The sequence below is a fragment of the Agrobacterium sp. DE0009 genome (genome assembly GCF_007680755.1).
Taxonomy (GTDB): domain Bacteria; phylum Pseudomonadota; class Alphaproteobacteria; order Rhizobiales; family Rhizobiaceae; genus Agrobacterium; species Agrobacterium tumefaciens_B.
The window spans coordinates 234,418-259,337 of the sequence record NZ_VEIU01000001.1 but is presented as its reverse complement, the minus strand read 5'-3'; the positions used below and the strand labels follow the sequence as shown (position 1 = coordinate 259,337).

Sequence of the window (24,920 nt, the reverse complement as noted above, 5' to 3'; positions counted from 1 at the left end):
CCCGTGCTGAACACTCACTCGAATGACAGCCGCCGCACGGGAGCCTCTGCCCCGCGGTCGCCTATGGACATCGACATGCAGGACAAGACCCTTTCTCCCATTCACGTCGTCGGCGGAGGACTGGCCGGCTCGGAAGCCGCATGGCAGATTGCCGAAAGCGGTGTCCCCGTCATTCTGCATGAAATGCGCGGCGTGCGCGGCACGGACGCACATAAGGGCGATACGCTGGCGGAACTGGTCTGTTCCAACTCCTTCCGCTCCGACGACGCGACGGCGAATGCGGTCGGTGTCATTCATGCGGAAATGCGGCTTGCCGGCTCGCTGATCATGGCCTGCGCCGATAGACACCAGGTGCCCGCCGGCGGCGCGCTTGCCGTCGACCGCGACGGGTTTTCCGAAGCCGTGACGAAAAAGCTGGAAGGTCACCCGCTGGTGACGATCATTCGCGAGGAGGTGAACGGCCTGCCGCCGAAGGAATGGGGCAACACCATCATCGCGACCGGTCCCCTCACCTCGCCGGATCTTGCCGCCGCCATCCAGGCCGAGACGGGTGAGGATGCGCTCGCCTTCTTCGACGCCATCGCCCCTATCGTGCATCGCGACAGCATCAACATGGATATCTGCTGGTACCAGTCGCGTTACGACAAGGTCGGTCCCGGTGGCACGGGCAAGGATTACATCAACTGCCCTCTGGATGAGCAGCAATACAATGCCTTCATCGACGCGCTGATTGCGGGTGATACCGTCGGTTTCAAGGAATGGGAAGGCACGCCCTATTTTGATGGCTGCCTGCCGATCGAGATCATGGCCGAGCGGGGTCGTGAGACATTGCGCCACGGGCCGATGAAACCGATGGGCCTGACCAACGCCCATAATCCCACCGTCAAGGCCTATGCCGTGGTGCAGCTGCGTCAGGACAATGCGCTTGGCACGCTCTACAACATGGTGGGTTTTCAGACGAAGCTGAAATACGGCGTTCAGGCGGATGTGTTCCGCATGATCCCGGGTCTTGAAAACGCGGAATTTGCACGCCTCGGCGGCCTGCATCGCAACACCTACATCGATTCCCCCATCCTGCTCGACCGCTCGCTGAGGCTGAAATCCCGGCCGGACCTGCGTTTCGCCGGCCAGATTACCGGCTGCGAAGGTTATGTGGAAAGCGCCTCCGTCGGCCTTCTCGCCGGCCGCTTCGCCGCCGCCGAACAGAAGGGCGAGGCGCCGAGCCTTCCGCCTGCGACCACCGCGCTCGGTTCGCTTCTCAACCACATCACCGGCGGCCATCTCTCCTCCGATGATGAGCCGGGCAAACGCTCTTTCCAGCCGATGAACATCAATTTCGGCCTTTTCCCGGAACTCGCGCCGGGCTCGATCGTCAAACCCGAGGGCGTCAAGCGCTTCCGCGGCAAGGACAAGACGATCATGAAACGCCAGTTGATTGCGGCGCGGGCCTTGAAGGACTGCGCGGCGTGGCTCGGCGTGGAACACATCGCAATGGAAGTCGCAACAGAACAAGAGAGCGACGCAACGCCATAGGCTTGCCTCTTATCTATCAGCCAGAATAAAGGGGCGTGTGTCCGCACACGCCCTTTTTCCATTCCGGGTCACCGGATTTTGCCTTGCCCGGCCAGCCGCGCTCGGGCAAAACCTTTCTACTTTGATATTAAAAGACTGAGGAGATCGAATATGGACGTTCGCGCCGCCGTTGCCATTCAGGCAGGAAAACCGCTAGAGGTCATGACCGTTCAGCTTGAAGGTCCCCGCGCCGGTGAAGTGCTGATCGAGGTTAAGGCCACCGGCATCTGCCACACCGACGATTTCACCCTGTCTGGCGCTGACCCGGAAGGCCTTTTCCCGGCAATCCTCGGCCATGAAGGTGCGGGCATCGTCGTTGATGTCGGCCCCGGCGTCACCTCGGTCAAGAAAGGTGATCATGTCATTCCGCTCTACACGCCGGAATGCCGCGAGTGCTATTCCTGCACCTCGCGCAAGACCAATCTGTGCACCTCCATCCGCGCCACCCAGGGCCAGGGCGTGATGCCTGACGGCACCTCGCGCTTCTCGATCGGCAAGGACAAGATCCACCACTATATGGGCTGCTCGACCTTCTCCAACTACACCGTCCTGCCGGAAATTGCGCTCGCCAAGATCAACCCGGACGCGCCTTTCGACAAGGTCTGCTATATCGGCTGCGGCGTGACGACCGGTATCGGCGCCGTCATCAACACCGCAAAGGTCGAGATCGGCTCCACGGCGATCGTCTTTGGTCTCGGCGGCATCGGCCTCAACGTGCTGCAAGGCCTGCGCCTTGCCGGCGCCGACATGATCATCGGCGTCGATATCAACCCTGACCGCAAGGCCTGGGGCGAAAAGTTCGGCATGACCCACTTCGTCAATCCGAAGGAAGTCGGCGACGATATCGTGCCTTATCTCGTCAACATGACGAAGCGGAACGGCGACCTGATCGGCGGCGCCGATTACACCTTCGACTGCACCGGCAATACCAAGGTCATGCGCCAGGCGCTGGAAGCCTCGCATCGCGGCTGGGGCAAGTCGGTCATCATCGGCGTGGCCGGTGCGGGCCAGGAGATCTCGACACGTCCGTTCCAGCTGGTCACGGGCCGCAACTGGATGGGCACCGCCTTTGGCGGCGCGCGCGGCCGCACGGATGTGCCGAAGATCGTCGACTGGTACATGGAAGGCAAGATCCAGATCGACCCGATGATTACTCACACCATGCCGCTCGAAGACATCAACAAGGGCTTCGACCTGATGCACAACGGTGAAAGCATTCGCGGCGTCGTCGTCTATTGATAGCAGCAGGCGGGCGCGCGGTTTGTAACGGCGCGCCCTCCCTTCATGCACCAGCGTTTCATGCACCAGCCGTTCATGCAAACGTGATTGCCTGCAGCCACTGCGATTAACCGGGCAGTAAATCTATCGTCGTAAGCCGATGTTGCGCGGTAGAGTTGAAAATCTCTCCTGCGCCCACAAAGGACGCCAGACCAGCGGAGAGCGACCCTGAACATCGTACCGATCGACAACGGAAACCGGGTCAGCGCTGTCGCCCTGTTGGCGAAAGGTTTCCCGGCAAAAACCGAAGCCTTCTGGTGCCGCGGCCTGTCGCTCATCAGTGACCATCACGATCGACGCGGCCTTGGCCCGATCGGCCAGTTGCTGATGAAAGGCGATGACGCCGTGGGCGTGCTTCTGACGATCAAAAGCCGCCTGACCGATACCGGCAAAATCGTCGTCAACTTCTCCAGCTGGTATGTGGAGCCATCGTGCCGCTGGTTTGCGCCGCGCATGCTGCAAATGGCCGCCTCCAACGCGGACGACATCTTCACCGATCTCACCCCTTCCGCCGACGCCCACAGGCTCAACGAGCGACTGGGATTTGCGACGGTGAGCGACTGCACGCTTTTTTATCCGCTGCCGATTACGGCGCTTCGCCCGGCAAGCGCAAGGTTGCGCCTGCCTGCCGACATCGGGCCGGAAGCCCTCCCCGCCGAAACACGGGACATGCTGGATGACCATGCCGGTCTAGGCTGCATCGTCGCCGTGATGGAAGCGGAAAACCGCCACTACCCTCTCGTCTTCCTGAAAACAACAACCAAAGGCCTGCCCTCCGCGCGCCTTATCCATTGCGAGGACCGCAAAGTTGCGCAACGGCATCTTCCTGCGATCGCGCGCCATCTCCTTCGCCATGGCCGGCTGGCGCTGACGATGGCGGGCCTCTCAGGCGAAAAAACTGCCGGGCTTTCCGCCTCCAAATCCGCGCCGATACAAGTAAAAGGCGCATGGAACCCACTTTTTATTAACGAAACATACTCAGAATTGGTGTTATTGCCACCTTAAGTAACTCATCGAACCCGTTACCGTGATGCGCTGTTCTGGCCCTTCATCGCAAAAGCCAATCGGCCGCGGCAACGAAAGACCAACGTCGGAGAAGAAGCGTGCAGACAGCAAAAAAGAACGACATAGATGTTGCTGATACCATCTATTCCTACCTCTGCGACCGCTTCCCCGCTCACGCGCCATTTTCATCGGACACGGAACTGCTCGACGGCGGCGTCATCGATTCGCTCGGCTTCCTCGAACTGATGGTCTTCCTCGGCGAAGGCTTCGGCATCATTCTGAATGACGAGCATTTCACGCCTGAGAATCTCGCCACGCCGGGCGATCTCGTCGCCTTCGTCCTCAGGGAACGGAGGAGATGACATCCCCTTTCCTGCTGCACCACCTTCTTGACGCGCGCGCAGCAAGCGAAGACCAAGCTGTCGTCCGCAAGGACCGATCGCTGACCTACCGCGAATTTGCCGCAGTGGCGGCGCGCTGTGCTTCTGCATTGCAGCACGCCGGCCTGCAACGCGGCGACCGGGTCGTCATCTTTCTGCCACGCGGCATCGAGGAATGCTGGTCGATCTTCGGCATCAGCATGGCCTGTGGCGTCTTCGTGCCCGTCAACGCGCTTTTGAAGGCGCAGCAGGTCCGCCACATCATCAGGGATTGCGGCGCAAAGATCGTTATCAGCGACGCCTCGATGATGAACGAGCTGACGGCGGCGCTCACCGAGTTACCCGATGTCACGGTCCTTCCCGCGGAAGAGATTGCCGCCGGCACCGCCGCGCCTGCCGGGCCGTCTGCGGCCATCGGCGAAGACCTTGCCGCCATTCTTTATACCTCCGGCTCCACCGGCTCGCCGAAGGGCGTGATGCTGTCGCACCGCAATCTTCTCGCCGGTACCCGCATCGTGCGCACCTATCTCGACATCACCGGCCGCGACCGTATCCTGTCCCTCCTGCCCTTCAGCTTCGATTACGGTCTGAACCAGTTGCTGACCGCGGTGGAACAGGGGGCGACCACGATCATTTCCAGCTTCCGGCTGGGCGATGAGATCGTCCGCGATCTGCGCGACCATGCCATCACCGGACTTGCCGGCGTGCCCACCATCTGGGCGATCCTGACGAGGGCGGCCGCGTCGCTCGCAAAGACGCCTCTGCCGCATCTGCGCTATATCACCAATTCCGGCGGACGCGTGCCGCAGGAAACGGTCAAGGCGCTGCGCGAAAAACTGCCGGACACGAAAATCTACCTGATGTATGGGCTGACAGAAGCCTTCCGCTCTACTTTCCTGCCGCCTGACGAAATCGACCGGCGCCCGACGTCAATCGGCAAGGCCATTCCCGAATGTGAAATCTTCATCGTCACTGACAAGGGACAGAGGGCAAAACCGGGCGAACCCGGCATTCTCGTTCATCGCGGACCGACCGTTTCGCTCGGTTACTGGAACCGGCCGGAAGACACGGCGAAGGTGTTGCGGCCTCATCCCTTCCTGGCCGCAGAGCTCGGCGGCGAGACCGTGTGTTATTCCGGCGATCTCGCGGTGGAGGACGAGGACGGCTTCTTCAGCTTCGTTGCCCGGGATGACGCAATGATCAAATCGTCAGGTTATCGCATCAGCCCGACCGAAGTCGAAGAGAGCCTGATGTCGACGGGGCTGTTCCAGCAGGTTGCCGTCATCGGCCTGCCCGATCCCTTTGCCGGCGAAAGGGTGCATGCCGTGGCGACCGCCGCCACCCAGACTGTGGACATCCTGGCGGCACTGAAAAAAGCCGCCGAGGTCCTTGCCCCCTTCATGATTCCCCGCGCCATAGAACTCGTCGAGCGGCTGCCGGTCACAGCCAATGGCAAGGTCGATTATCGCGCGCTGGTGCGCGAACGGACGGATAATGGCACCAACGGATAAAAGCCAGAGCCACGGCCCAGCTTTCGCGGCCGCGCAATTCCGTATCAGCGGCAACGATCTCATGATCGGCGGACAGGCGGTAAGGGAGATTGCCGCCAGGACCGGCACACCGTGCTTCCTTTATGACGCCAGCGCCATGCGTCGCGCCTATCGCGATCTTAAAGAAGCACTCGGCGGCTTTGCCGACATTTATTATTCGGTGAAGGCCAACCCCCTGCCTGCCATCATCTCGCTGTTCCGGCAGGAAGGCGCGGGTGCTGAAATCGCCTCCGTCGGAGAATACCGCGCCGCGATCAGGGCCGGTGTCGCACCTGCAAAAATTATCTTCGCCGGTCCCGGCAAAGGCACGGGAGAGCTACGCGACGTGATCGAGGGCGGCATCGGTGAAATCCACATCGAGAGCGCCGAGGAGATCGCCCGGATCGAAGCGATCGGAAAGCCCGTCAAGGCTTCGATCCGCATCAACCCGGTGCCGGATGCCCAGGCCGGCGCCATGCGCATGGGCGGCAAGGCCACCGCCTTTGGTTTCGACGAGGAAGAGCTCGAAAATGTGCTGCAGCTCTTCAGCCACACCCAACATATCGACCTCGTCGGCGTGCATATTTACGGCGGCACGCAGATCCTCGATGCCGACATGCTTGTCTCCCAATGGAGACACGCCATCCTGCTGGCGGCGCGCATGGCCGGCATCCTGGGCAAACCGCTCCAAACCATCGATCTCGGCGGGGGCCTCGGCATCCCCTATTTCGCCGGCGAAACGCCGCTCGACCTCGCAGCTGTCGGCGCTACCATCCCAGACCTCAGGGCGCTCGTTCAATCGTATCCGCTGATTGCAGATGCCCATATCATCGTCGAACCCGGACGCTTCCTCGCAGGCCCGGCCGGCCTCTATGTGACGGAAGTGAACTCGGTAAAGACGTCTCGGGGCACGACTTTCGTGGTCACAAATGGCGGGATGCACCACCACCTCGCCGCGTCGGGCAATCTCGGCCAGATCGTCAAGCGCAACTACCCGATCGTCGCACCGGCCCTGATGCAGGCGGCGTATGAGGAGACGGTAACCATCGTCGGCCCGCTATGCACGCCACTCGATACACTGGCCCGAAACGCCGCCCTGCCGGAGCTGAAGGCCGGCGACCTCATCGCCATCCTGCAATCCGGCGCCTACGGCGCCAGCGCCAGCCCCGTGGGCTTCCTCAGCCATCCGGCCGCGACCGAGGTGCTGGTGGAGGATGGGGCGTTCGAGGCGATTGGGTCCTGCGGTTGAACACCATCCGTTCCGCCCGGCGTTCGACCACATGACTTACTCTACTACAAACCGGAAATTATTAAAATCGACGTCGTGACTATAAAAAACAGGCCCGCAACTATCAGACATGTGGCGACGAATAAATTCGATCTGATATTTCTCATATTTTTATTGGTCTTATATTACGCTTGAAGATTCAGGGAATTTCAGGAACTGCGCGGTTGTCTGCATAATGCAAACCAAAAGCTCGGCCACGTGTGATGATAGACATGGATGCAAATAATACTTAAATACTTATTCTCTGAGATTACCTTATGTAACGTTTGCGTTCTCCAAGTCCTCAAAATGGAGCACGCAACGAATGACTAGAAATCCAAAAAGCAATTGATGTTGTCTTTTATTATTGGTGGTTGATTTGTCCGCTTTTTGGGGAAGCGATCATCTCGGAAAATGTCTCTCGGAAGCGGCCCTCGGTCACCGGACGTGGCAATCCGCACTTGACGACCTGTGCGGCCGGGCGGGCGCAACGGGGTAGTCTTTCTGCCCCTTAAGGGGACACTGCGTCGCTGCCTGCGTTATAGTTTACAGCTTGGTGGGGCCTCCTGTGCGTGCCGCCTGAATAGCGCGTTCACGCTTGATGTTCGGTTCGACGAGTATGCGGAGGCAGTTCGTATTTGCGGCCCAGTGACGCAGCGTAATCCTCGGCAACAAAAGCAGACGCTTGACTGGTTCCATCTCGTCTAGGCGAAGCTTCGCCGTCGCCTTGTCCGCAGTGCGGTCACGGTGCATAATGGTTCCTCGTTGTGAGCGGGGAGGCCCTGTCCGGCCTCCTTTTTCATGGATGATCTGGTCTTTATACAAAGAGCGATAACGCAATTTTTGGCGCATTGCAACGCCAATTTTGGCGTATTCGGATTGGAGTGACTTTGGACGCTGAATCGATCGCTGATCGCGTCTTGCTTGTGCGCAATGAACTCGGGCTTTCGCAGAAAGCTATGGCTGAAAAGCTCGGTATCTCCTACCGGTCTTGGCAGGGCCTTGAGGGTGGGAGGAATGTGCCGAGCGGCGAAACGCTCCTACAGTTTAAAGAAGTTGGGATCAATCCAGGGTGGGTCCTCACAGGCCTTGGACCGAAACTCGTAAACGATTTCCCTAGAGCCGAGGACACCGAAACGGCCGTGATCAATCCTTCAATTTATAAAGCGATCAAAAAGGTGTTGCTGGAGACCAACAGCGCGTTCGGCATCCGTCTCTCTGATGAGGCTCGAGACGATGAGGCGGCGCGCTGGTATAATCAGCTGGTGGCGATGGCGACAGGGAATACTGATGAGGGAAAGCTGCGTTCTTTGATGCCCGCGCTGCAGTATGATATCAATGAGGCGGTGAAGTCCGCGGCCGCCGAACCAGGCTCCGGGAAACGCTCGGCTTCATGATTATAGGAGGGCTAATTCTAACGCTCGGCCACTCGATACGTTTTAAAGTTGTTTTTCTGCAATGCACTTATGGTTGCCAAATACAATTGTTATCCGATTAAAATTTGTATTCTCAATTCAGTATGTTGAACAATAGATTGTATTTAAATCAAATTTCCCAAGAAACTTCTGCAACCGACCGACGGAGCGGCAGATGAGATGTGAAATTTTTTGCTGCATGAATGAGAGAGAACCTTCGCGGTCACTCCCTCAGCAGCCGGTTCCCGACCGCGAATTTGGATTTCAGCAGGCACTCGTCATATTCCGCCTCGCCGACGGAATCGAAGACGATGCCGCCGCCGACGTTGAAGGTGGCGCGGCCGTCATCGAGAAGCGTCATCGTTCGGATCGCCACGGAGAACCGCATCTCACCGCTCGGCGATATCACGCCGATGGCGCCGCAATAGGCGTCGCGTGGGGTGGCTTCCAGGTCCCGCAGAATTTTCATGGCCCACATTTTGGGCGCGCCCGTTACCGAGCCGCAGGGAAACAAGGCGGCGAAGATATCTTCCACCGTCACATCAGGCAGAAGTTTCGCCCTGACGTGGCTGACCATCTGGTGCACGGTCGGATAGGACTCGATATCGAACAGCCGCGGCACGTGAAGGCTGCCGACCTCGGTGATGCGGGAAATATCGTTGCGCAGCAGATCGACAATCATGCGGTTTTCGGCGAGCGTCTTTTCATCCGCAAGCATCGCCGCGATGATCGCCCGGTCCTCTTCCGCATCCGCCCCGCGTGGCGTCGTTCCCTTCATGGGATGGGTTTCGATGAACCCCTGCCCGTCAACCGAGAAAAACAGTTCCGGCGAGCGCGACAGGATGACCGGGCCACCAAGATCGACCAGCGCGCCGTATTTCACCGGCTGCCGTTCGATCAGCGACCAGAAGGCGGTCAGCGGATCGCCGCTCCAGCGGGCATGAACGGGCATGGTAAGATTGCCCTGATAGCAGTCGCCGCGGCGCAGATGGTCGTGCAACTGCTCGAAACGCTGCTGATATTCGGGAAGCGTCCATGCGGGTACCGGATCGGTGAGAAACGCGTCCGCGTCCGGAAGGTCGTCAGGCCGCGCAAAGCGGCCTTCATCCGGCTGCGGGCGGGAGAAGACGCCGAAATTCAGGAACGGCACATTGCGGGGCTCGCTCGCGAAGGCGGCAAGTTTCGGTTCGAACAGGAAACCGGCCTCGTAGGACATATAGCCAGCTAAATATTTTCCGGCGCGCCGCAGCTCTTCCATGCGTTTCAGCGCGGCAAAAAATGCCTCTGGCTCATCTGCGACGATGATTTCCTCCGGCTCGGTGAAGGCTGTCACCGTGCCGGTCGTGTCATCCCGGAAAAGAACGTAAGGCGCGTGTGCCAAGGAAAGTGTCCGAAACAGGAGAAAGGGCGGTAAGGGTCAAACCGGGTCTATATCGCCGCGCGCCCACATTTCGATGGTTTCCGCATAAAAATCGGCGAAACGGCCTTCCTCGATCGACTTGCGGATACCCTGCATCAGCTCCTGATAATAGGCAAGATTGTGCCAGGATAGCAGCATGCCGCCCAGCGCCTCGTTGGCGCGCACGAGGTGGTGCAGATAGGCGCGGGAATAGTCGCGCGAGGCCGGGCAGTTGGACTGCTCGTCCAGCGGGCGCATATCTTCGGCATGGCGGGCATTGCGGATATTGACCTTGCCGCGGCGGGTAAAGGCCAGCCCGTGGCGGCCGGAGCGGGTCGGCATCACGCAATCGAACATGTCGATGCCGCGCGCCACCGATTTCAGGATATCGTCAGGCGTGCCGACGCCCATCAGGTAACGCGGCTTTTCAGTTGGCAGCACCGGTAGGGTGATATCGAGCATGCCCAGCATCACATCCTGCGGCTCGCCGACGGCAAGACCGCCAACGGCGTACCCTTTGAGATCAAGCTGCTTCAACCCTTCGGCGGAACGAATGCGCAGGTCCGGCTGGTCGCCGCCCTGCACGATGCCGAACATGGCCTTGCCAGGCTGCTCGCCAAAGGCGACGCGGCAGCGTTCGGCCCAGCGCAGTGACATCTCCATGGCGCGCTCGATTTCCTTGCGCTCAGCCGGCAGCGCGATGCACTCGTCGAGCTGCATCTGGATGTCGGAATCCAGCAGTCCCTGAATCTCGATCGAGCGTTCCGGAGACATGTGATGCAGCGAACCATCCACATGGCTCTTGAAGGTCACGCCCTTCTCGTCCAGCTTGCGCAGGCCGGACAGCGACATGACCTGAAAACCGCCGCTATCGGTGAGGATCGGGTGCGGCCAGCGGATCAACTCATGCAGACCGCCAAGGCGGGCGACACGCTCCGGACCGGGCCGCAGCATCAAGTGATAGGTATTGCCGAGAATGATATCGGCCCCCAGCTCGCGCACCTGGTCAAGATACATGGCCTTGACGGTGCCGACGGTGCCGACGGGCATGAAGGCGGGCGTGCGGATGACGCCGCGCGGCATGGCGACTTCGCCGAGGCGCGCGCCGCCACTCGTGGCTTTCAGGGAGAAAGTGAATTTGTCGTGCATCAGTTTTTCCGGAACAACAGGCTGGAATCGCCATAGGAATAGAAGCGGTATCCGGTTTCGATCGCGTGCTTATATGCGTCACGCATCGTTTCGAGACCGCAGAAAGCCGAAACGAGCATGAACAGCGTCGATTTCGGCAGGTGGAAATTGGTCATCAGCATATCGACCGCGCGGAAGCGATAACCAGGCGTGATGAAGATGCCGGTCGCGTCGGACCACGGCTGGATGGTGCCATCCTCGGCAGCAGCACTTTCGATGAGGCGCAGCGACGTCGTACCGACGCAGACAATGCGCCCGCCCCGCGCCTTCACCGCATTCAGCCGGTCGGCTGTTTCCTGCGAGACGTGGCCGATTTCGAAATGCATCTTGTGATCGTCGGTATCGTCAGCCTTGACCGGCAGGAAGGTGCCTGCGCCAACGTGAAGCGTCACAAAATGCCGCTCGATACCGGCCTTGTCCAGCGCGGCAAACAGCTCCGGCGTGAAATGCAGGCCGGCGGTCGGTGCAGCAACTGCGCCCTTCTCGCGGGCATAGATGGTCTGGTAGTCGGTCTGGTCCCGCACATCTTCCGGCCGTTTGGCCGCGATATAGGGCGGCAGGGGAATATGGCCGACGGAGGCAATAGCCTCGTCCAGAACGGGGCCGGACACGTCGAACAGCAGCGTTATTTCACCGTCCTCACCCTTTTCCTCGACGGTGGCTTCGAGATGGGCAAGGCCGCAGGCCCCGCTGGAGGAATTAACAACGTCGCGCCCGTAATCGAAACGGATGCGGTCACCCTGCTTGATGCGCTTGCCGGGACGCGCGAAAGCCTTCCAGCGGGACTGATCGGTACGCATGTGCAGCGTGGCGGAAACCGCCGTCTCCGGCGCACCTTCGCGCAGGCGCACGCCTTCCAGTTGGGCGGGAATGACGCGGGTATCGTTGAAGACAAGCGCATCGCCGGGCCGCAGAAAGGACGGCAGGTCGAAAACGCGATGGTCCTCCATGCGATTTTCATTCGGATCGACCACCAGAAGGCGCGCGCTATCGCGCGGGTTCGCCGGGCGAAGGGCGATATTTTCCTCGGGCAGGTCGAAATCGAATAGGTCTACACGCATTGCAAGGGCTCTCGAAAATATCAAAACCCGCCTCGCAGCAAACTGCCGGCGGGTCGTTGTTGGTGAAGGGGCTCCCTCACCTCGACGTCATCCTCGGGCTTGACCCGAGGATCTAACCACGTTGCCGTCGGGGATCGTTAGATCCTCGGGACAAGCCCGAGGATGACGGCGGAGAGGTTTTGACACATCTCAACATTCGAACCGCCCCGCAGTCGCCTGCGGAGCGGTGTGATGCAATATTCCTTAAGCCGCCGAAGCGAGCTTCATCGAAACGATCGAATCGGGATCCTTCACAGGCTCGCCGCGCTTGACCTTGTCGATGGCTTCCATGCCTTCGATGACCTGGCCCCAGACGGTGTACTGCTTGTTGAGCCACGGGGAATCCGTGAAGCAGATGAAGAACTGCGAGTTTGCGGAGTTCGGGTTCTGCGAGCGGGCCATGGAGCAGGTGCCGCGCACATGCGGAATGGCGGAAAATTCAGCCTTCAGGTCTTCCTTTTCAGAACCGCCCATGCCGGCGCGGGCCGGGTTGAAGCTTTCCGAACCCTTCTTGCCGAACTTCACGTCGCCGGTCTGGGCCATGAAGTCTTCGATGACGCGGTGGAAAACGACGCCGTCATAAGCGCCTTCCGAGACGAGTTCCTTGATGCGGGCAACGTGGCCAGGCGCAACTTCCGGAAGCAGCTGGATCACGACCTTGCCGGTCGTCGTTTCCATGATGATGGTGTTTTCCGGATCCTTGATCTCGGCCATGGTCATTCTCCTCTGTTCGGGCTCTATTGCCCTACCTTACTTCTTGCCGACGGTGACCTTGATCATCCGGTCGGGGTTGGAAACTTCGCCGTTGCCGCCGGCGCCGCGCTTGATCTTGTCCACGGCTTCCATGCCGGACACGACCTTGCCGACCACGGTGTACTGGCCGTTCAGGAACGGGCCGTCGGCAAACATGATGAAGAACTGCGAATTGGCGGAATTCGGATCGCTGGAACGGGCCATGCCGACAGTTCCGCGCGTGAAGGGCTTCTTGGAGAATTCTGCCGGAATATCAGGCAGGTCGGAACCGCCGGTTCCGGCGCGCTGGGCGTTGAAGCCCTTCTCCATGTTACCGTACTGGACGTCGCCGGTCTGCGCCATGAAACCGTCGATAACGCGGTGGAAAGCCACATTGTCATAAGCGCCCTTCTTGGCCAGCGCCTCGATCTGCGCCACGTGCTTGGGCGCAACATCGGGCGCAAGCTCGATGACAACAGGGCCGTCCTTCAGCTGGATGGTCAGAAGTTCGGCGGCCGAAGCGATGGTGCTGGCGGCAACCGCACCGGCAAACAGGGCGCCGGCAAAGGCAAATCGAACGAGTTTCATCGGATTGGCTCCAAATGTAAGGCTGAAGTCAGCGCTTCAGCTTGGCGTTAAGGGCTTCAAGCACGGCTTTCGGCACGAAGGCTTCGACATTGCCGCCCATGGCGGCGATCTGCCGGACCAATGTGGCTGTAATGGGTCGCGACGAGGTGCCTGCCGGCAGGAACACGGTCTGAATATCGGGCGCCATCTGGCGGTTCATGCCGGCCATCTGCATCTCATAGTCGAGATCGGTGCCGTCGCGCAGGCCGCGCAGCAGCAGATGCGCCCCGTGCTGGCGGGCCGCATCGACAACCAGATTATCGAAGGAGACGACGTCCATGCGTGCCGCCTCACCGGGCAACTGCTCGGCAAGCGCCTGCTTTATAAGCGCCGCCCGCTCCTCGAAGGTAAACATCGGCGCTTTGCCCGGATGGATGCCGACGGCAACGATGACTTTCGACGCAACGTTCAGCGCCTGGATAAGCACATCCAGATGTCCGTTGGTCATCGGATCGAATGATCCTGGATAAAAGGCAATCGTCATATCGCTCTCAGATGGTGGGCGCGTTTCGATGCTGGGTATCATGTGCCCGCCTTTTGTCATGGAGATCAACGCGGCGCAAGACTTTATCCTCTTCCCACCCCTCCGCTGCGGCCCGGTGAACCCTCGATGAATGCGGCGTTCAGGGCGGTTTCAGAGCTATTTTGTTTAAATGCACAGCATCGGGAAACCGAAACGCCTTTCACCCGTTAAGCATCCGGAGAACTAAAAATGCTGGCCTTTATGATCGTCCTTTCGGTCATCGCGTCATTCGCTGCCGAGTATGTTTTTCTCGAATGAGAGTCCCAGCCAGTTTCCTGAACGCCAGATGAACGAGCCATTCAAGGAAGTTTCACCGGGGCGATGCTAATCGATTTTTACGATTGACGCGGAACATGATCAGACGTGGCGCGTTAACAAGAAACCAAAGGAACAGACAGATGTTTGTAAGAGAAAAACAGTCTACTTCGGCGAAGATCAGCGTCATCAGCACAGCCTGGACAGTACTGGTTATCGCAATGGTAGCAACGACGTTTAGTCTTTATGAGCAGAAGCCTGAAACCCAGGGCCCGGACTACCCGCAGCTGACTGCCCGTTATCAGTACATGAATTATTACTGATAGCGGGGAGAAATCCTCAATCCCTCGGAGACGATATCATGTTTACATTTCTGACGATGCTACTGGCCCTCATCAGCGTAATGTTCGTGACATCAATGATCTCCGTCATCGCGGAAATGCGGCGTGAGGATGAGGAATTCAAGGACGCTGTCCGGCGCGACCGCGCTTTCTAAGCGCGGTAGAGCGGATCAGGCCTATCCAAATGATTCTTTGACGCCGCTTGGCTCGTTCAGGCGGTTTTGTTTTGCCGTCAGGGCGGGCGGACATTTCCAAGGGTCTTGTTATACGCCTCTGTCCTTCCGCCCCTGAGCCGGAATCCAGCCAACGGGCGTTTGCGCGGTGGAAAAACTCTTTTCTGCCCAAGGACTTGGGCTAGCTTGATTCCGGCTCAGGGCCGGAATGACGGGTGAAGAGTTTGACCAGCCTCCTTATCAGCTCCACACTGTCGGTCTGAATATTTCGCTTCCCGTTCATCCCCCAATCACACAACCGTTTTCAAAACCCCGTTTTTCCAAGGGATATTCCCTTCAATTTCCGAATGGATTGATTTAAGGAACCCCAATACGTTGCGGGCCGGACAGCCGGCGACCGCAATGACGTTCCTGTGAGGTTTGCATAACGATGCTCGATTCCCTGAGAAATGCTTCTCGAACCATGGCAGCCAAGCTGCTGCTTCTCCTGCTTGTTGTTTCGTTCGGCGTCTGGGGCGTCTCCGCATCGCTTGTCACCGCCAATTCCCATGCCGTGATGACGGTGGGCGACCAGACGGTGAGCCCGCAGGAATTCCGTCTCGCCTACCAGCGCCAGATTTCCGATCTTAGCCGCCAGTTCGGCACGAGGCTGACGACCGAGCAGGCCAAGGCCTTCGGCATCGACCGCCAGGTGTTCAGCCAGCTTGCCGCCGGTGCATCGCTCGACGAGTTGGCTTCGAAGATGAACCTCGGGCTTTCGGAAGACCGTCTCGCCAAACTCATCGCCGAAGACCCGGCCTTTAAATCCGTCAACGGCCAGTTCGATCGCAACCTGTTTACCGAGCGCCTGCGCAACTCCGGTTTCCGCGAGGATGACTACATCAAGGAGCGCAGCAAGGTCGCCGTGCGCAGCCAGATCGTTGAAGCCGTCTCCGATGGTTTTGCCGCGCCGCAGGTATTGGTTGACGCGCTGAAGCAATATCGCAACGAGCAGCGTACCGTCGATTACGTCATTCTCTCCAATGCCGTCATCCCGCCAGTCAAGGCGCCGGGCGACGACGTGCTCACGCCCTGGTTCGAAACGAACAAGGCAAAGTACCGCGCGCCTGAATTCCGCAAGTTCACCTATGTGAAGCTCGAGCCGTCTGATATCGCCGAGCCGGCATCGGTGACCGATGCGCAGATCGCCGACTACTATAACAGCCACAAGGACAGCTTCCGCACCGCCGGCCGCCGCACGGTGGAGCAACTGACCTTCCCGGACAAGGAAATGGCCGCCGCTGCCGCCGAGCAGATCAGGCTCGGCAACACCACCTACGATCAGGTGGTGAAAGACCAGGGCAAGACGGCATCCGACGTGACGCTTGGCGAGTTCACCAAGGATACCATTCCCGACCAGTCGATTGCCGATGCGGCCTTCGCCATCCAGAAGGATGGCGGCGTATCGCCCGTGGTGGACGGCGCCTTCGGCCCGGTTCTCCTGCGCGTCACCGGCATCAAGCCGGAAACCACCCGTACGCTGGATGAAGCCAAGGACGATATCCGCAAGGATCTCGCTACCGCCGCCGCGGCTGAGGAAGTCACGAACGTGCACGATCGTTACGAAGACCTGCGCGCCGGCGGCTCGTCGCTTTCCGATGCCGCCAAGCAGCTCAACCTGAAGCCCGTCACCATCGACGCCATCGATGCCGCCGGCCTCAATGAAAAGGGCGACGCCGTCGAGGGCCTGCCCTCGCCGCAGCTGGCGCAGGAAGTCTTCAAGACCGAACCCGGCACGGAAGCCCTGCCGATCAATCTCGGCCGTGAAGGATACATCTGGTTCGACGTCGAGCAGATCATCCCTGCCCGCGACCGCACGCTTGCCGAAATTCGCGACGATGTCGTGGCCGATTGGACAGCCGAGCAGCAGCGCACCGCGCTTGCCGCCAAGGCAGACGAGCTGAAGGCCCGCGTTGAAAAGGGCGAGACGCTGGAAGCCGTCGCCGGTGAACTCAGCCTTGCCGTGGAGCAAAAGTCCGGCCTGCGCCGCACCAGCGAAGACGCGATCTTCGGCCGCCAGACCATCGCTGCCGTCTTCGCCGGAGCCGAAGGTCTGGTGGGCACCGCGGCCGATGCCGACGGTTCCAGCCGCATCCTCTTCAAGGTTACGTCCGTGGACACGAGCGCCGCGCCCGACGCGCTTGCCAACGACGACCAGCAGTTCACCGCCATCGCCCGCGCAGCCGGCGACGACATGTTGGACCAGATGGTCAACCGCCTGCAGAATGACTATGGTGTGACGATCAACCAAGCCCTCGCCGATCAGGCGATGGTTGGCTTCTGACACGGGGGGCGAGAAATGGCCGAACTGAAGCCGCTGATCGCCAAGGTCGCGAACGGAGAAAGCCTGAACCGCGAAGACGCGCGCACGGCTTTCGACATTCTGATGTCGGGCGAAGCCACCCCGTCGCAGATCGGCGGTTTCCTGATGGCACTGCGGGTACGTGGCGAAACGGTCGACGAAATCGTCGGCGCCGTTTCTTCCATGCGCGCCCGCATGCTGCCGGTTTCGGCCCCCGCCAATGCCATCGATATCGTCGGAACCGGCGGCGACGGCATCGGCACCTATAATATTTCGACGCTGGCCTCCATCATCGTCGCCGGCACGGGCCTGCCGGTCGCCAAGCATGGCAACCGGGCGCTGAGCTCCAAGTCAGGCACGGCGGATGCGCTCTCCGCGCTCGGCGTCAAGCTCGATATCGGCCCCGATCTCATTGCCCGCTGCATTGCAGAGGCCGGCCTCGGCTTCATGTTCGCGCAGATGCACCATTCGGCCATGCGCCATGTCGGCCCGAGCCGCGTCGAACTCGGCACACGCACCATCTTCAACCTGCTCGGCCCGCTCTCCAACCCGGCGGGCGCAAAGCGGCAATTGCTGGGCGTCTTTTCGCCACGCTGGCTCGTGCCGCTTGCCGAGGTGCTGCGGGACCTGGGTTCTGAAAGCATCTGGGTCGTCCATGGCGACGGCATGGATGAAGTCACCACGACCGGCGTCACCCATGTGGCGGCGCTCGAAGACGGCAAGATCCGCACCTTCGACCTCACCCCAAAAGATTTCGGCGTCGAGCCGGCTCAGATGAACGAGCTGAAGGGCGGCGATGGCATTGCCAATGCGGCGGCGCTGCGCGATGTTCTCTCCGGCAAGCGCAACGCCTATCGCAACGTGTCGCTGTGTAACGCTGCAGCAGCGCTTGTCATCGCCGGCAAGGCCGAGACATTGAGCCAGGCCATGACGATTGCCAGCGACGCGCTCGACAGCGGCGAGGCTGCCGCCGCACTGGAGCGTCTGGTCGCTGTATCCAACGAAGCCAGTTCAGCGCAGGAATGAGAGCGAGATCATGAGCGACATTCTGAAGAAAATCGAGGCTTACAAGCTCGAGGAAATCGCCGCCGCCAAGGCCAAGGTTTCATTGGCCGATCTGAAGGCGATGGCTGCCGACCAGAGCGCGCCGCGCGGCTTCTATAAGGCGCTGAAGGCAAAACAGGCCGAAGGCAAGTTCGGACTGATCGCTGAAATCAAGAAGGCCAGCCCCTCGAAAGGCCTCATCCGCCCCGACTTCGACCCGCCGGCGCTCGCGGCCGCCTATGAAGCCGGTGGCGCTGCCTGTCTCTCTGTTCTGACGGATAAGCCCAGCTTTCAGGGGGCACCGGAATTCCTGACCGCCGCCCGCAATGCCTGTGCCCTGCCCGCGCTGCGCAAGGATTTCATGTTCGACACCTATCAGGTGCACGAAGCCCGCGCCTGGGGCGCGGATTGCATTCTGCTCATCATGGCTTCGCTGTCGGACGGCGAGGCAAAACGCCTCGAGGACGAAGCTTTCGCGCTCGGCATGGATGTGTTGATCGAGGTGCACGATGAGGAGGAAACGGAACGGGCGCTGAAGCTCGATTCGCCGCTTTTCGGCATCAACAACCGTAATCTTCGTACCTTCGAAGTCGGCCTCGAAACCAGCGAAAGACTGGCGGGCCTGGTGCCCGCCGACAAGCTGCTGGTCGGCGAAAGCGGCATCTTCACCTTCGAGGATTGCCAGCGCCTGAAAAAGAGCGGCATCAGCACCTTCCTCGTCGGCGAAAGCCTGATGCGCAAGGACGATGTGACGGCGGCGACCAAGGCGCTGCTGACCGGCCAATCCGGCATTCTGGCAGCGGAATAACCCCGATGAGTGAGGCAAACAGGCTCACCCATATCGATGCGAGCGGCGAGGCGCATATGGTCGATGTCGGCGACAAGGCCGAGACCGTTCGTGTCGCCGTGGCCGAAGGTTTCGTGAAGATGAAGCCGGAGACGCTGGCGCTCATCCGCGACGGCAACGCCAAGAAGGGCGATGTCATCGGCACCGCGCGCCTCGCCGGCATCATGGCCGCCAAGCAGACGGCAAACCTCATCCCGCTCTGCCACCCGCTGATGCTGACCAAGGTTGCGGTGGACATCACCGAAGACGCCGCCCTGCCCGGCCTGCGGGTGGAGGCCATGGTGAAACTGTCTGGCAAGACCGGCGTGGAAATGGAGGCGCTGACCGCCGTCTCCATCGCCTGCCTGACGATCTATGACATGGCCAAAGCCGCCGACAAAGGCATGGAAATCGTCAATATCCGTCTTCTCGAAAAGAGCGGCGGCAAATCCGGTAGTTTTCGCCGACAGGAGAACTGAATGAAGCCGCTGCTGCCGGTAGACGAGGCCGTCAAACGCCTTCTGGATGCAGCGATCCCGATCACGGATAGCGAAGCGCTGCCGCTTGCCGAGTGCGACGGCCGCGTTCTCTCGTCCGATCTTCAGGCGCGTCTCACCCAGCCGCCCTTCGATGCCTCCGCCATGGATGGTTACGCCCTGCGCAGTGTCGATGCGCCCATGATCGGCTCGGTCCTGACGGTTGTCGGCGAGGCGGCTGCCGGTCACGCCTTTTCCGGCGTCGTGGGTAAGGGAGAGGCCGTGCGCATCTTCACCGGCGCCCCGGTGCCTGATGGTGCCGATACCATCCTCATTCAGGAAGATGCCGAAGTGCTGGAACGCGGACAAATCCGCACAACCTTCGAGGTCACCGCCGGAAGACACATCCGCCCGCGCGGACAGGATTTTTCCGAGGGGGAAACGGCGCTGACGGCCGGGCGCGAACTTGGCTTTACCGATCTCACGCTGGCAGCAGCGATGAACCACGCCACCCTCTCCGTCTATCGCAAGCCGCGCATCGCCATTCTCGCCACCGGCGACGAATTGCTTCAACCGGGCAGCGACCCGCAGCCAGCCCAAATTATCGCCTCCAATACTTTCGGCGTCGCAGCCCTTGCCCGGCAGGCCGGGGCCGAGGTGCTCGATCTCGGGATCATCGCCGATGACGAGGCGCTGATCCGCGCCGCCATCGCCAAGGCCGTCGCCGCCAAGGTCGACGTGCTGGTGACGCTGGGCGGCGCTTCCGTTGGCGATCATGATCTGGTGCAGGCGGCGCTGAAGGCGCAGGGCATGCAGCTCGACTTCTGGCGCGTTGCCATGCGGCCCGGAAAACCGCTGATGGTCGGCTCAATCGGTGCCATGCAGGTGTTGGGCCTGCCCGGAAATCCCGTCGCCAGCCTTGTCTGCGGTCTGCTGTTCCTCGAACCGCTCGTCCGCAGCATCGCCCGCCGCGCGCCCCTGCAACGCCTTGCGACAGCGCGCACTGCCACGGCGCTGAAGGTCAATGACCACCGCCAGGACTATTTGCGCGCGCGTGTCACCGCTGGGCAAGATGGGACGCCGGTTGCGGAGGCCTTCACGAAACAGGATTCATCGATGATGAAGATACTGGCGCATTCCGATGCGCTGATCATCCGCCCGCCCAATGCGCCGGCGCTTGCTGAAGGCGCGGAATGCACGATCCTGAGGCTGAAAGTCTGATATTCCGCCGGCACCCATGATGGGAAGCCCGATATTTGCAGCATCGGCACAAAAAACTTCACCGCCGGCGTTGGGCCGCAAATAAAACCGTAGCATTGCTGGATCAATATCCCGTCCCGGAAGGCGGAGCGATGGAGCGCGCAACAGCAAGACGCCTATCTACTGCTCGAATGTCTCCCTGTTGCTGTTTCAAAATAAATCACATGATTCCCCTTATTGGGATTGACAGAATAAATGCGATGCTGGCAACAAGGCACGCAGTAGAGAAAAACGCTTCCCGACCCCATCAGAATTGAAATTACTTATATTTTTCAATTAAATAAGATAAAAAATGGGGAAAATCGATTTTCCTGAGACAAAAATTCATTTTCCATAGATTAAGCTTTCCAAAACGGGCTTCATCATAATAATCATAGTTGATAATTTGGCTCATTGGAGTTTCTTGATGAACACGGCATCCACCCCCAAAACATCGGGGCCCGACATTGCCGGGCAGATTGCCTTTGCGATGCGCAGCATGGGTGTTTCGCCGATCCCGCGCAACTACAGCCTCTTTTATGAAGCCTATATCGGCTCGAACCCCGCCCTCACCAAAGATCTGGCCGCGCTTGGAAACAAGATCGCGCAGGAGGATCTGGACGAGCTCTATTCCCGTTATGGCGAGGGTGGTTCCAACCACGCTGTCGACGATGCCCATGAGAAGCTGCGGCGCGAACTGGAGGCGCTGCTCGGCACGCTGAGGCGCGAACAATCCTCCATGGCGAACTACAACAGGATACTCGGCGAAACCCGCCAGCGGATCGATGACAAGAATGCCGCCAGCAGCAACATCCTGAGAAACGCCATCGCCTTGCTCTCAGAAGCGACCGGCACGAAAATCATCGATGGCGAAAAGACGTTCAACGACGTCAACCGCCACGCCGAGGAGATGCATCAGGTCCGTCTTGAGCTCGACGAATACAAGCGCATCGCCAATACCGACTCGCTGACGCGGCTTTCCAACCGACGCGCCTTCGACGACAAGCTGGCCTCGATCTACGACAGCTCCATCGGCCTGCAATATACGACGCTTGTGCTGCTCGACATCGATCACTTCAAGCGCATCAACGACACGTTCGGCCACCCGGTCGGCGACAAGATCCTCGCCACCGTCGCCTCCGTCATCCGTGCCAATGTGCGCAAGGATGGCTTTGTCGCCAGAAGCGGCGGCGAGGAATTCGCCATCATCATGGACGGCAACACGCCGGAAGAAGTGATGGTCATGTGCGAACGCATTCGCCTCTCACTGGAAAGCACGCCCTTCCGCAATTCGCGATCGGGTGCCGATTACGGCACCGTCACGATCTCCATCGGCTTCGCCTCCGCCGCCCAGGCCACCAACCCGGGCGAGCTGTACGGCCACGCCGATACGGCCCTCTACCACGCCAAGGAAACCGGCCGAAACCGCTCCGTCTTTTACGAAGACGGCATGCAGAAGAATTACACCGGCAAAAACTGGCTGATTTATCGGACGTGAGGATGGTGGTGTGTGCACCACTATCTCCTCCGTCATGCCGGACTTGATCCGGCATCCTGTCACGGCGCGCCTGCGCCATGAAAAAAGCCTCTTGCGGTCAAGGACTTGATCGCGCTGGACCCCGGATCCAGTCCGGGGTGACGGAGTGAGGCGCTCCGTTTTCCCCAATGGCGTAAGCCATGCGAGGATTACCTCAGCGGCCCGACGGTCGGTTGTTACTGCGCCTCACCACATCGTTGCCGCTGCGCGCGCCGCCCATTCGCGGTCATAAGTCTCCTGGTCGAACTCAGCCTTTGCCGCCTTGAGCATGAGACCGGGCGTTGGCAGCGATGCCGGATCAACGAAGTGATCGGGGTTCCACAGCTCGGAGCGCATCAATGCCCGGGCGCACTGGAAATAGACCTCATCGATCGTCACCACGATAACGGTTCGCGGATGTTTGCCGTCCATCTCGAAGCTTTGCAGCAGCGCGGGATCGACGCTGACCACCGCGCGCCCATTGATGCGCATGGTGGTGTTCGAGCCGGGAACAAGAAACATCAGCGCCACCCGCGGGTCGCGCACGATGTTCAGAAGCGAATCGACGCGGTTGTTGCCGCGCCAGTCCGGTAACAGGATGGTTTTGTCATCGGCCACCCGCACCACCCCGCCCTTGTCGCCGCGCGGGGAACAGTCCATGCCCTCAGGTGCCACCGTCGCCAGCGCCAGAAACGGTGACGCTTCGATCATCTGCCGGTACTCGGCTGTCAGGGCACGGGTCACCTTGGCGATCGATGCCTCGCTCGTGCCATCATAGATCGCCTTCAGTTCCTCAACCGTGCGAATGATCGTCATGTCCGCTCCAATCCCTCGAAATCATGCTCCGCCACGGAAAGGCGCAGCTCTTACTCTTCGTCGGCTTCCGCCTTTTCCCGCTCGGCCCGCTCACGCGCGGTGCGCGCCGCCACGAGGTCGGCAGGCTGGGCATTGCCGCGGATAAGCGAGCGCCCTGCATAGATGCCGCCGACGACTTCCATGGCGAAACGCTCCTCGTCGCGGTCGCGGAACTCTTCCACCAGCCGCGCTGCATCTTCCCGCTCCTCGCCCATGGCGCCAAGCACTTCCTCGCTAAAGTTCAGCGCCGATTCCAGCGTCTCGCGAATCTGGTAATCGACCCCTGCCTTGAGCAGATCGATGGCATGACCGCGGTCATAGGCCCGGGCAAGCACGGGTACCAGAGGGAATTCGTGCTTGACGATCTCCGCGATCCGAACAGCCGCTTCCTTGTCATCAACGCAGATGAGCACCGCACGCGCGGTGCTGGCACCAGCCGCATGCAGGATTTCCGCCCGCGAGCCGTCGCCGTAATAGACCTTGAAGCCAAATTCGGCCGCATCGCGCACGAAATCGGCATCCTTGTCGATCAAGGACAGGGTGTAGCCACGCGCCAGAAGCGGCTGGCTGACGATCTGGCCGAAACGCCCGAAACCAATCAGCAAAATGCTGCCTTCGACATTTTCAGGCACGTCGAGATCGTCGGTATTGGGAACCGCCGCCGGCACAAGTCGGTCGTGCAGAATAACCATCAACGGCGTCAGCACCATGGAGATGATGATGGTCGCGGTCAGGATGGCATTGGCCTCCCGGTCGAGAATGCCGGCGCTGACGGCGGCTGAATAAAGGACGAAGGCGAATTCGCCGCCCTGCGCCATCAGCACCGCCCGTTCCAGGCTTTCGCGGCGGGTGGTGCCGAGCGCCCGCGCCACTCCGTAAATCAGGAAAGCCTTGAGCAGCATGTAGGCGACAACGCTGACCAGCACGAGCTGCCAGTTGGACGCGATGACGCCGAGATCGATCGCCATGCCCACACCGAGGAAAAACAGGCCGAGCAAGATGCCACGAAACGGCTCGATATCCGCCTCCAGCTGGTGACGAAACGAGGATTCCGACAGAAGCACGCCGGCCAGAAAAGCGCCCATGGCCATGGAAAGACCGCTGACCTGCATCAGAAGCGCCGATCCCAGCACCACCAGCAGTGCCGCAGCGGTCATCACCTCCCGCGCGCCGGAAGCGGCGAGAAGGCGGAAAAACGGGTTCAGCAGATAACGTCCGGCGAGGATGAGCGCACCCACGGCGGCAAGCGCGATGCCGATCGATGCCCAGCGTTCCGAAGCGGTGACGTGTTCCCCGCCGGACCCGAGGAATGCGACAAGCGCCAGCAGCGGCACGATGGCCAGATCCTCAAACAGCAGGATCGCAATGATACGCTGGCCTTTCAGGCTCGACATGCTGTTTCGTTCCTGCAGCATCTGCATCACGATCGCCGTTGATGTCAGCACGAAGCCGGTCCCAGCGACAAAGGACATGATGACGGGAAAGCCAAGGCTCACACCCACCAGCGTCAACCCGCCCATGCACACCAGCACCTGCAATGCGCCGAGCCCGAAAATATCCTGTCGCATCGACCACAGCCGCGAAGGCTGCATCTCAAGGCCGATGATGAAGAGGAACATCACCACACCGAGTTCGGCAATGTGCAGGATGGCCTGCGAATCGGAAAAGAAACCGAGACCGTAAGGCCCGATCACCAGGCCGGCCGCGAGGTAACCCAGCACCGAGCCGAGGCCGATACGCTTGAAGATCGGCGCGGCCACAACGCCCGCCGCCAAAAGCACGACCACCTGGGCCAGATCATTTCCATTCGCTTCTACAGCCACACGCCACCCCGTTGTA

At 60.3% G+C, this 24,920-nt stretch carries 23 protein-coding genes; 15 read left to right on the top strand and 8 right to left on the bottom strand.

The features are described 5' to 3' along the window. The first annotated feature begins 63 nt into the window (after window positions 1-63). From trmFO to FS804_RS01335, 7 genes are all read left to right on the top strand, one after another. Entirely contained in the window at window positions 64-1,533 is a 1,470-nt protein-coding gene (gene trmFO, locus FS804_RS01365; protein WP_186376625.1) for a methylenetetrahydrofolate--tRNA-(uracil(54)-C(5))-methyltransferase (FADH(2)-oxidizing) TrmFO, read from the top strand. Window positions 1,534-1,683: 150 nt separating this feature from the next. Beyond that, the gene (locus FS804_RS01360) at window positions 1,684-2,811 is read left to right on the top strand and encodes an S-(hydroxymethyl)glutathione dehydrogenase/class III alcohol dehydrogenase (RefSeq protein ID WP_144574106.1); all 1,128 of its coding nucleotides are present in this window, start codon (window positions 1,684-1,686) and stop codon (window positions 2,809-2,811) included. 306 nt (window positions 2,812-3,117) lie between these two features. Next, entirely contained in the window at window positions 3,118-3,855 is a 738-nt protein-coding gene (locus FS804_RS01355) for a hypothetical protein (RefSeq protein WP_144576289.1), read from the top strand. Window positions 3,856-3,953: 98 nt separating this feature from the next. Then, window positions 3,954-4,217, top strand: a complete 264-nt coding sequence (locus FS804_RS01350; protein WP_063948876.1) for an acyl carrier protein — start codon at window positions 3,954-3,956, stop codon at window positions 4,215-4,217. Further along, the gene (locus tag FS804_RS01345) at window positions 4,214-5,746 is read left to right on the top strand and encodes an AMP-binding protein (protein WP_144574104.1); all 1,533 of its coding nucleotides are present in this window, start codon (window positions 4,214-4,216) and stop codon (window positions 5,744-5,746) included. The genes FS804_RS01350 and FS804_RS01345 overlap by 4 nt, the downstream gene beginning before the upstream one ends. Then, window positions 5,730-7,013, top strand: a complete 1,284-nt coding sequence (locus tag FS804_RS01340; protein ID WP_144574102.1) for a type III PLP-dependent enzyme — start codon at window positions 5,730-5,732, stop codon at window positions 7,011-7,013. The genes FS804_RS01345 and FS804_RS01340 overlap by 17 nt, the downstream gene beginning before the upstream one ends. 908 nt (window positions 7,014-7,921) lie before the next feature. Then, window positions 7,922-8,428 carry a helix-turn-helix domain-containing protein gene (locus FS804_RS01335; RefSeq protein ID WP_186376624.1) on the top strand — a complete coding sequence of 169 codons (507 nt, stop codon included), beginning with the start codon at window positions 7,922-7,924 and terminating at the stop codon, window positions 8,426-8,428. A gap of 241 nt (window positions 8,429-8,669) precedes the next feature. Here the strand turns inward: FS804_RS01335 and FS804_RS01330 are convergent, their stop codons facing one another. The 6 genes from FS804_RS01330 to coaD form a co-directional block, all read right to left on the bottom strand. Continuing rightward, window positions 8,670-9,827, bottom strand: a complete 1,158-nt coding sequence (locus tag FS804_RS01330) for an aminodeoxychorismate synthase component I (RefSeq protein ID WP_144574098.1) — start codon at window positions 9,825-9,827, stop codon at window positions 8,670-8,672. A 36-nt stretch (window positions 9,828-9,863) separates the two neighbouring features. Beyond that, window positions 9,864-10,994 (bottom strand): tRNA guanosine(34) transglycosylase Tgt, encoded by a 1,131-nt coding sequence (tgt, locus tag FS804_RS01325; protein ID WP_144574096.1) that lies wholly within the window; start codon window positions 10,992-10,994, stop codon window positions 9,864-9,866. Continuing rightward, entirely contained in the window at window positions 10,994-12,094 is a 1,101-nt protein-coding gene (gene queA / locus FS804_RS01320) for a tRNA preQ1(34) S-adenosylmethionine ribosyltransferase-isomerase QueA (protein WP_144574095.1), read from the bottom strand. Before queA ends, tgt begins: the two co-directional genes overlap by 1 nt. Window positions 12,095-12,337: 243 nt before the next feature. Then, window positions 12,338-12,847 (bottom strand): peptidylprolyl isomerase, encoded by a 510-nt coding sequence (locus FS804_RS01315; protein ID WP_063948869.1) that lies wholly within the window; start codon window positions 12,845-12,847, stop codon window positions 12,338-12,340. Between the two features lie 36 nt (window positions 12,848-12,883). After that, complete coding sequence (locus FS804_RS01310; protein ID WP_144574093.1) at window positions 12,884-13,453, bottom strand: peptidylprolyl isomerase; 570 nt, start codon at window positions 13,451-13,453, stop codon at window positions 12,884-12,886. Between the two features lie 28 nt (window positions 13,454-13,481). Further along, a complete protein-coding gene (gene coaD, locus FS804_RS01305) occupies window positions 13,482-13,976 on the bottom strand; it encodes a pantetheine-phosphate adenylyltransferase (protein WP_144576288.1) in 495 nt (164 codons plus the stop codon). A 437-nt stretch (window positions 13,977-14,413) separates the two neighbouring features. Between coaD and FS804_RS01295 the strand changes: the two genes are divergently transcribed. From FS804_RS01295 to FS804_RS01260, 8 genes are all read left to right on the top strand, one after another. Further along, a complete protein-coding gene (locus tag FS804_RS01295) occupies window positions 14,414-14,593 on the top strand; it encodes a hypothetical protein (RefSeq protein ID WP_003503030.1) in 180 nt (59 codons plus the stop codon). A 38-nt stretch (window positions 14,594-14,631) separates the two neighbouring features. Beyond that, the gene (locus FS804_RS25345) at window positions 14,632-14,766 is read left to right on the top strand and encodes a hypothetical protein (RefSeq protein WP_256366746.1); all 135 of its coding nucleotides are present in this window, start codon (window positions 14,632-14,634) and stop codon (window positions 14,764-14,766) included. A gap of 448 nt (window positions 14,767-15,214) precedes the next feature. Continuing rightward, on the top strand, window positions 15,215-17,107 hold the full coding sequence (locus tag FS804_RS01285) for a peptidylprolyl isomerase (protein WP_144574091.1): 1,893 nt from the start codon (window positions 15,215-15,217) through the stop codon (window positions 17,105-17,107). Between the two features lie 15 nt (window positions 17,108-17,122). Next, window positions 17,123-18,151 carry an anthranilate phosphoribosyltransferase gene (gene trpD / locus FS804_RS01280; RefSeq protein ID WP_144574089.1) on the top strand — a complete coding sequence of 343 codons (1,029 nt, stop codon included), beginning with the start codon at window positions 17,123-17,125 and terminating at the stop codon, window positions 18,149-18,151. A 10-nt stretch (window positions 18,152-18,161) separates the two neighbouring features. After that, window positions 18,162-18,977: an indole-3-glycerol phosphate synthase TrpC gene (trpC, locus tag FS804_RS01275; protein ID WP_144574087.1), complete on the top strand. Its 816-nt coding sequence runs from the start codon at window positions 18,162-18,164 to the stop codon at window positions 18,975-18,977. A 5-nt stretch (window positions 18,978-18,982) separates the two neighbouring features. Then, on the top strand, window positions 18,983-19,474 hold the full coding sequence (gene moaC / locus FS804_RS01270) for a cyclic pyranopterin monophosphate synthase MoaC (protein ID WP_144574085.1): 492 nt from the start codon (window positions 18,983-18,985) through the stop codon (window positions 19,472-19,474). Then, window positions 19,475-20,692, top strand: a complete 1,218-nt coding sequence (gene glp / locus FS804_RS01265) for a gephyrin-like molybdotransferase Glp (protein ID WP_144574083.1) — start codon at window positions 19,475-19,477, stop codon at window positions 20,690-20,692. Between the two features lie 445 nt (window positions 20,693-21,137). Then, window positions 21,138-22,208: a GGDEF domain-containing protein gene (locus tag FS804_RS01260; protein WP_063948861.1), complete on the top strand. Its 1,071-nt coding sequence runs from the start codon at window positions 21,138-21,140 to the stop codon at window positions 22,206-22,208. 225 nt (window positions 22,209-22,433) lie between these two features. On the opposite strand, the gene FS804_RS01255 is transcribed toward FS804_RS01260, so the two are convergent. Both FS804_RS01255 and FS804_RS01250 read right to left on the bottom strand, forming a co-directional pair. Then, window positions 22,434-23,042: a pyridoxamine 5'-phosphate oxidase family protein gene (locus FS804_RS01255; protein ID WP_144574081.1), complete on the bottom strand. Its 609-nt coding sequence runs from the start codon at window positions 23,040-23,042 to the stop codon at window positions 22,434-22,436. Window positions 23,043-23,092: 50 nt separating this feature from the next. Continuing rightward, window positions 23,093-24,904 (bottom strand): monovalent cation:proton antiporter-2 (CPA2) family protein, encoded by a 1,812-nt coding sequence (locus FS804_RS01250; protein WP_063948859.1) that lies wholly within the window; start codon window positions 24,902-24,904, stop codon window positions 23,093-23,095. Window positions 24,905-24,920: the final 16 nt, after the last annotated feature.

Excerpts from the sequence above, each read along its gene's own strand:
- FS804_RS01360 (WP_144574106.1), top strand. The coding sequence starts at position 1,684 with ATGGACGTTCGCGCCGCCGTTGCCATTCAGGCAGGAAAACCGCTAGAG.
- trmFO (WP_186376625.1), top strand. The coding sequence starts at position 64 with ATGGACATCGACATGCAGGACAAGACCCTTTCTCCCATTCACGTCGTC.
- tgt (WP_144574096.1), bottom strand. The coding sequence starts at position 10,994 with ATGCACGACAAATTCACTTTCTCCCTGAAAGCCACGAGTGGCGGCGCG.
- coaD (WP_144576288.1), bottom strand. The coding sequence starts at position 13,976 with ATGACGATTGCCTTTTATCCAGGATCATTCGATCCGATGACCAACGGA.
- FS804_RS01310 (WP_144574093.1), bottom strand. The coding sequence starts at position 13,453 with ATGAAACTCGTTCGATTTGCCTTTGCCGGCGCCCTGTTTGCCGGTGCG.
- trpD (WP_144574089.1), top strand. The coding sequence starts at position 17,123 with ATGGCCGAACTGAAGCCGCTGATCGCCAAGGTCGCGAACGGAGAAAGC.
- moaC (WP_144574085.1), top strand. The coding sequence starts at position 18,983 with ATGAGTGAGGCAAACAGGCTCACCCATATCGATGCGAGCGGCGAGGCG.
- FS804_RS01340 (WP_144574102.1), top strand. The coding sequence starts at position 5,730 with ATGGCACCAACGGATAAAAGCCAGAGCCACGGCCCAGCTTTCGCGGCC.
- FS804_RS01295 (WP_003503030.1), top strand. The coding sequence starts at position 14,414 with ATGTTTGTAAGAGAAAAACAGTCTACTTCGGCGAAGATCAGCGTCATC.
- glp (WP_144574083.1), top strand. The coding sequence starts at position 19,475 with ATGAAGCCGCTGCTGCCGGTAGACGAGGCCGTCAAACGCCTTCTGGAT.
- FS804_RS25345 (WP_256366746.1), top strand. The coding sequence starts at position 14,632 with ATGTTTACATTTCTGACGATGCTACTGGCCCTCATCAGCGTAATGTTC.
- trpC (WP_144574087.1), top strand. The coding sequence starts at position 18,162 with ATGAGCGACATTCTGAAGAAAATCGAGGCTTACAAGCTCGAGGAAATC.
- FS804_RS01260 (WP_063948861.1), top strand. The coding sequence starts at position 21,138 with ATGAACACGGCATCCACCCCCAAAACATCGGGGCCCGACATTGCCGGG.
- FS804_RS01285 (WP_144574091.1), top strand. The coding sequence starts at position 15,215 with ATGCTCGATTCCCTGAGAAATGCTTCTCGAACCATGGCAGCCAAGCTG.
- queA (WP_144574095.1), bottom strand. The coding sequence starts at position 12,094 with ATGCGTGTAGACCTATTCGATTTCGACCTGCCCGAGGAAAATATCGCC.
- FS804_RS01345 (WP_144574104.1), top strand. The coding sequence starts at position 4,214 with ATGACATCCCCTTTCCTGCTGCACCACCTTCTTGACGCGCGCGCAGCA.
- FS804_RS01255 (WP_144574081.1), bottom strand. The coding sequence starts at position 23,042 with ATGACGATCATTCGCACGGTTGAGGAACTGAAGGCGATCTATGATGGC.
- FS804_RS01315 (WP_063948869.1), bottom strand. The coding sequence starts at position 12,847 with ATGGCCGAGATCAAGGATCCGGAAAACACCATCATCATGGAAACGACG.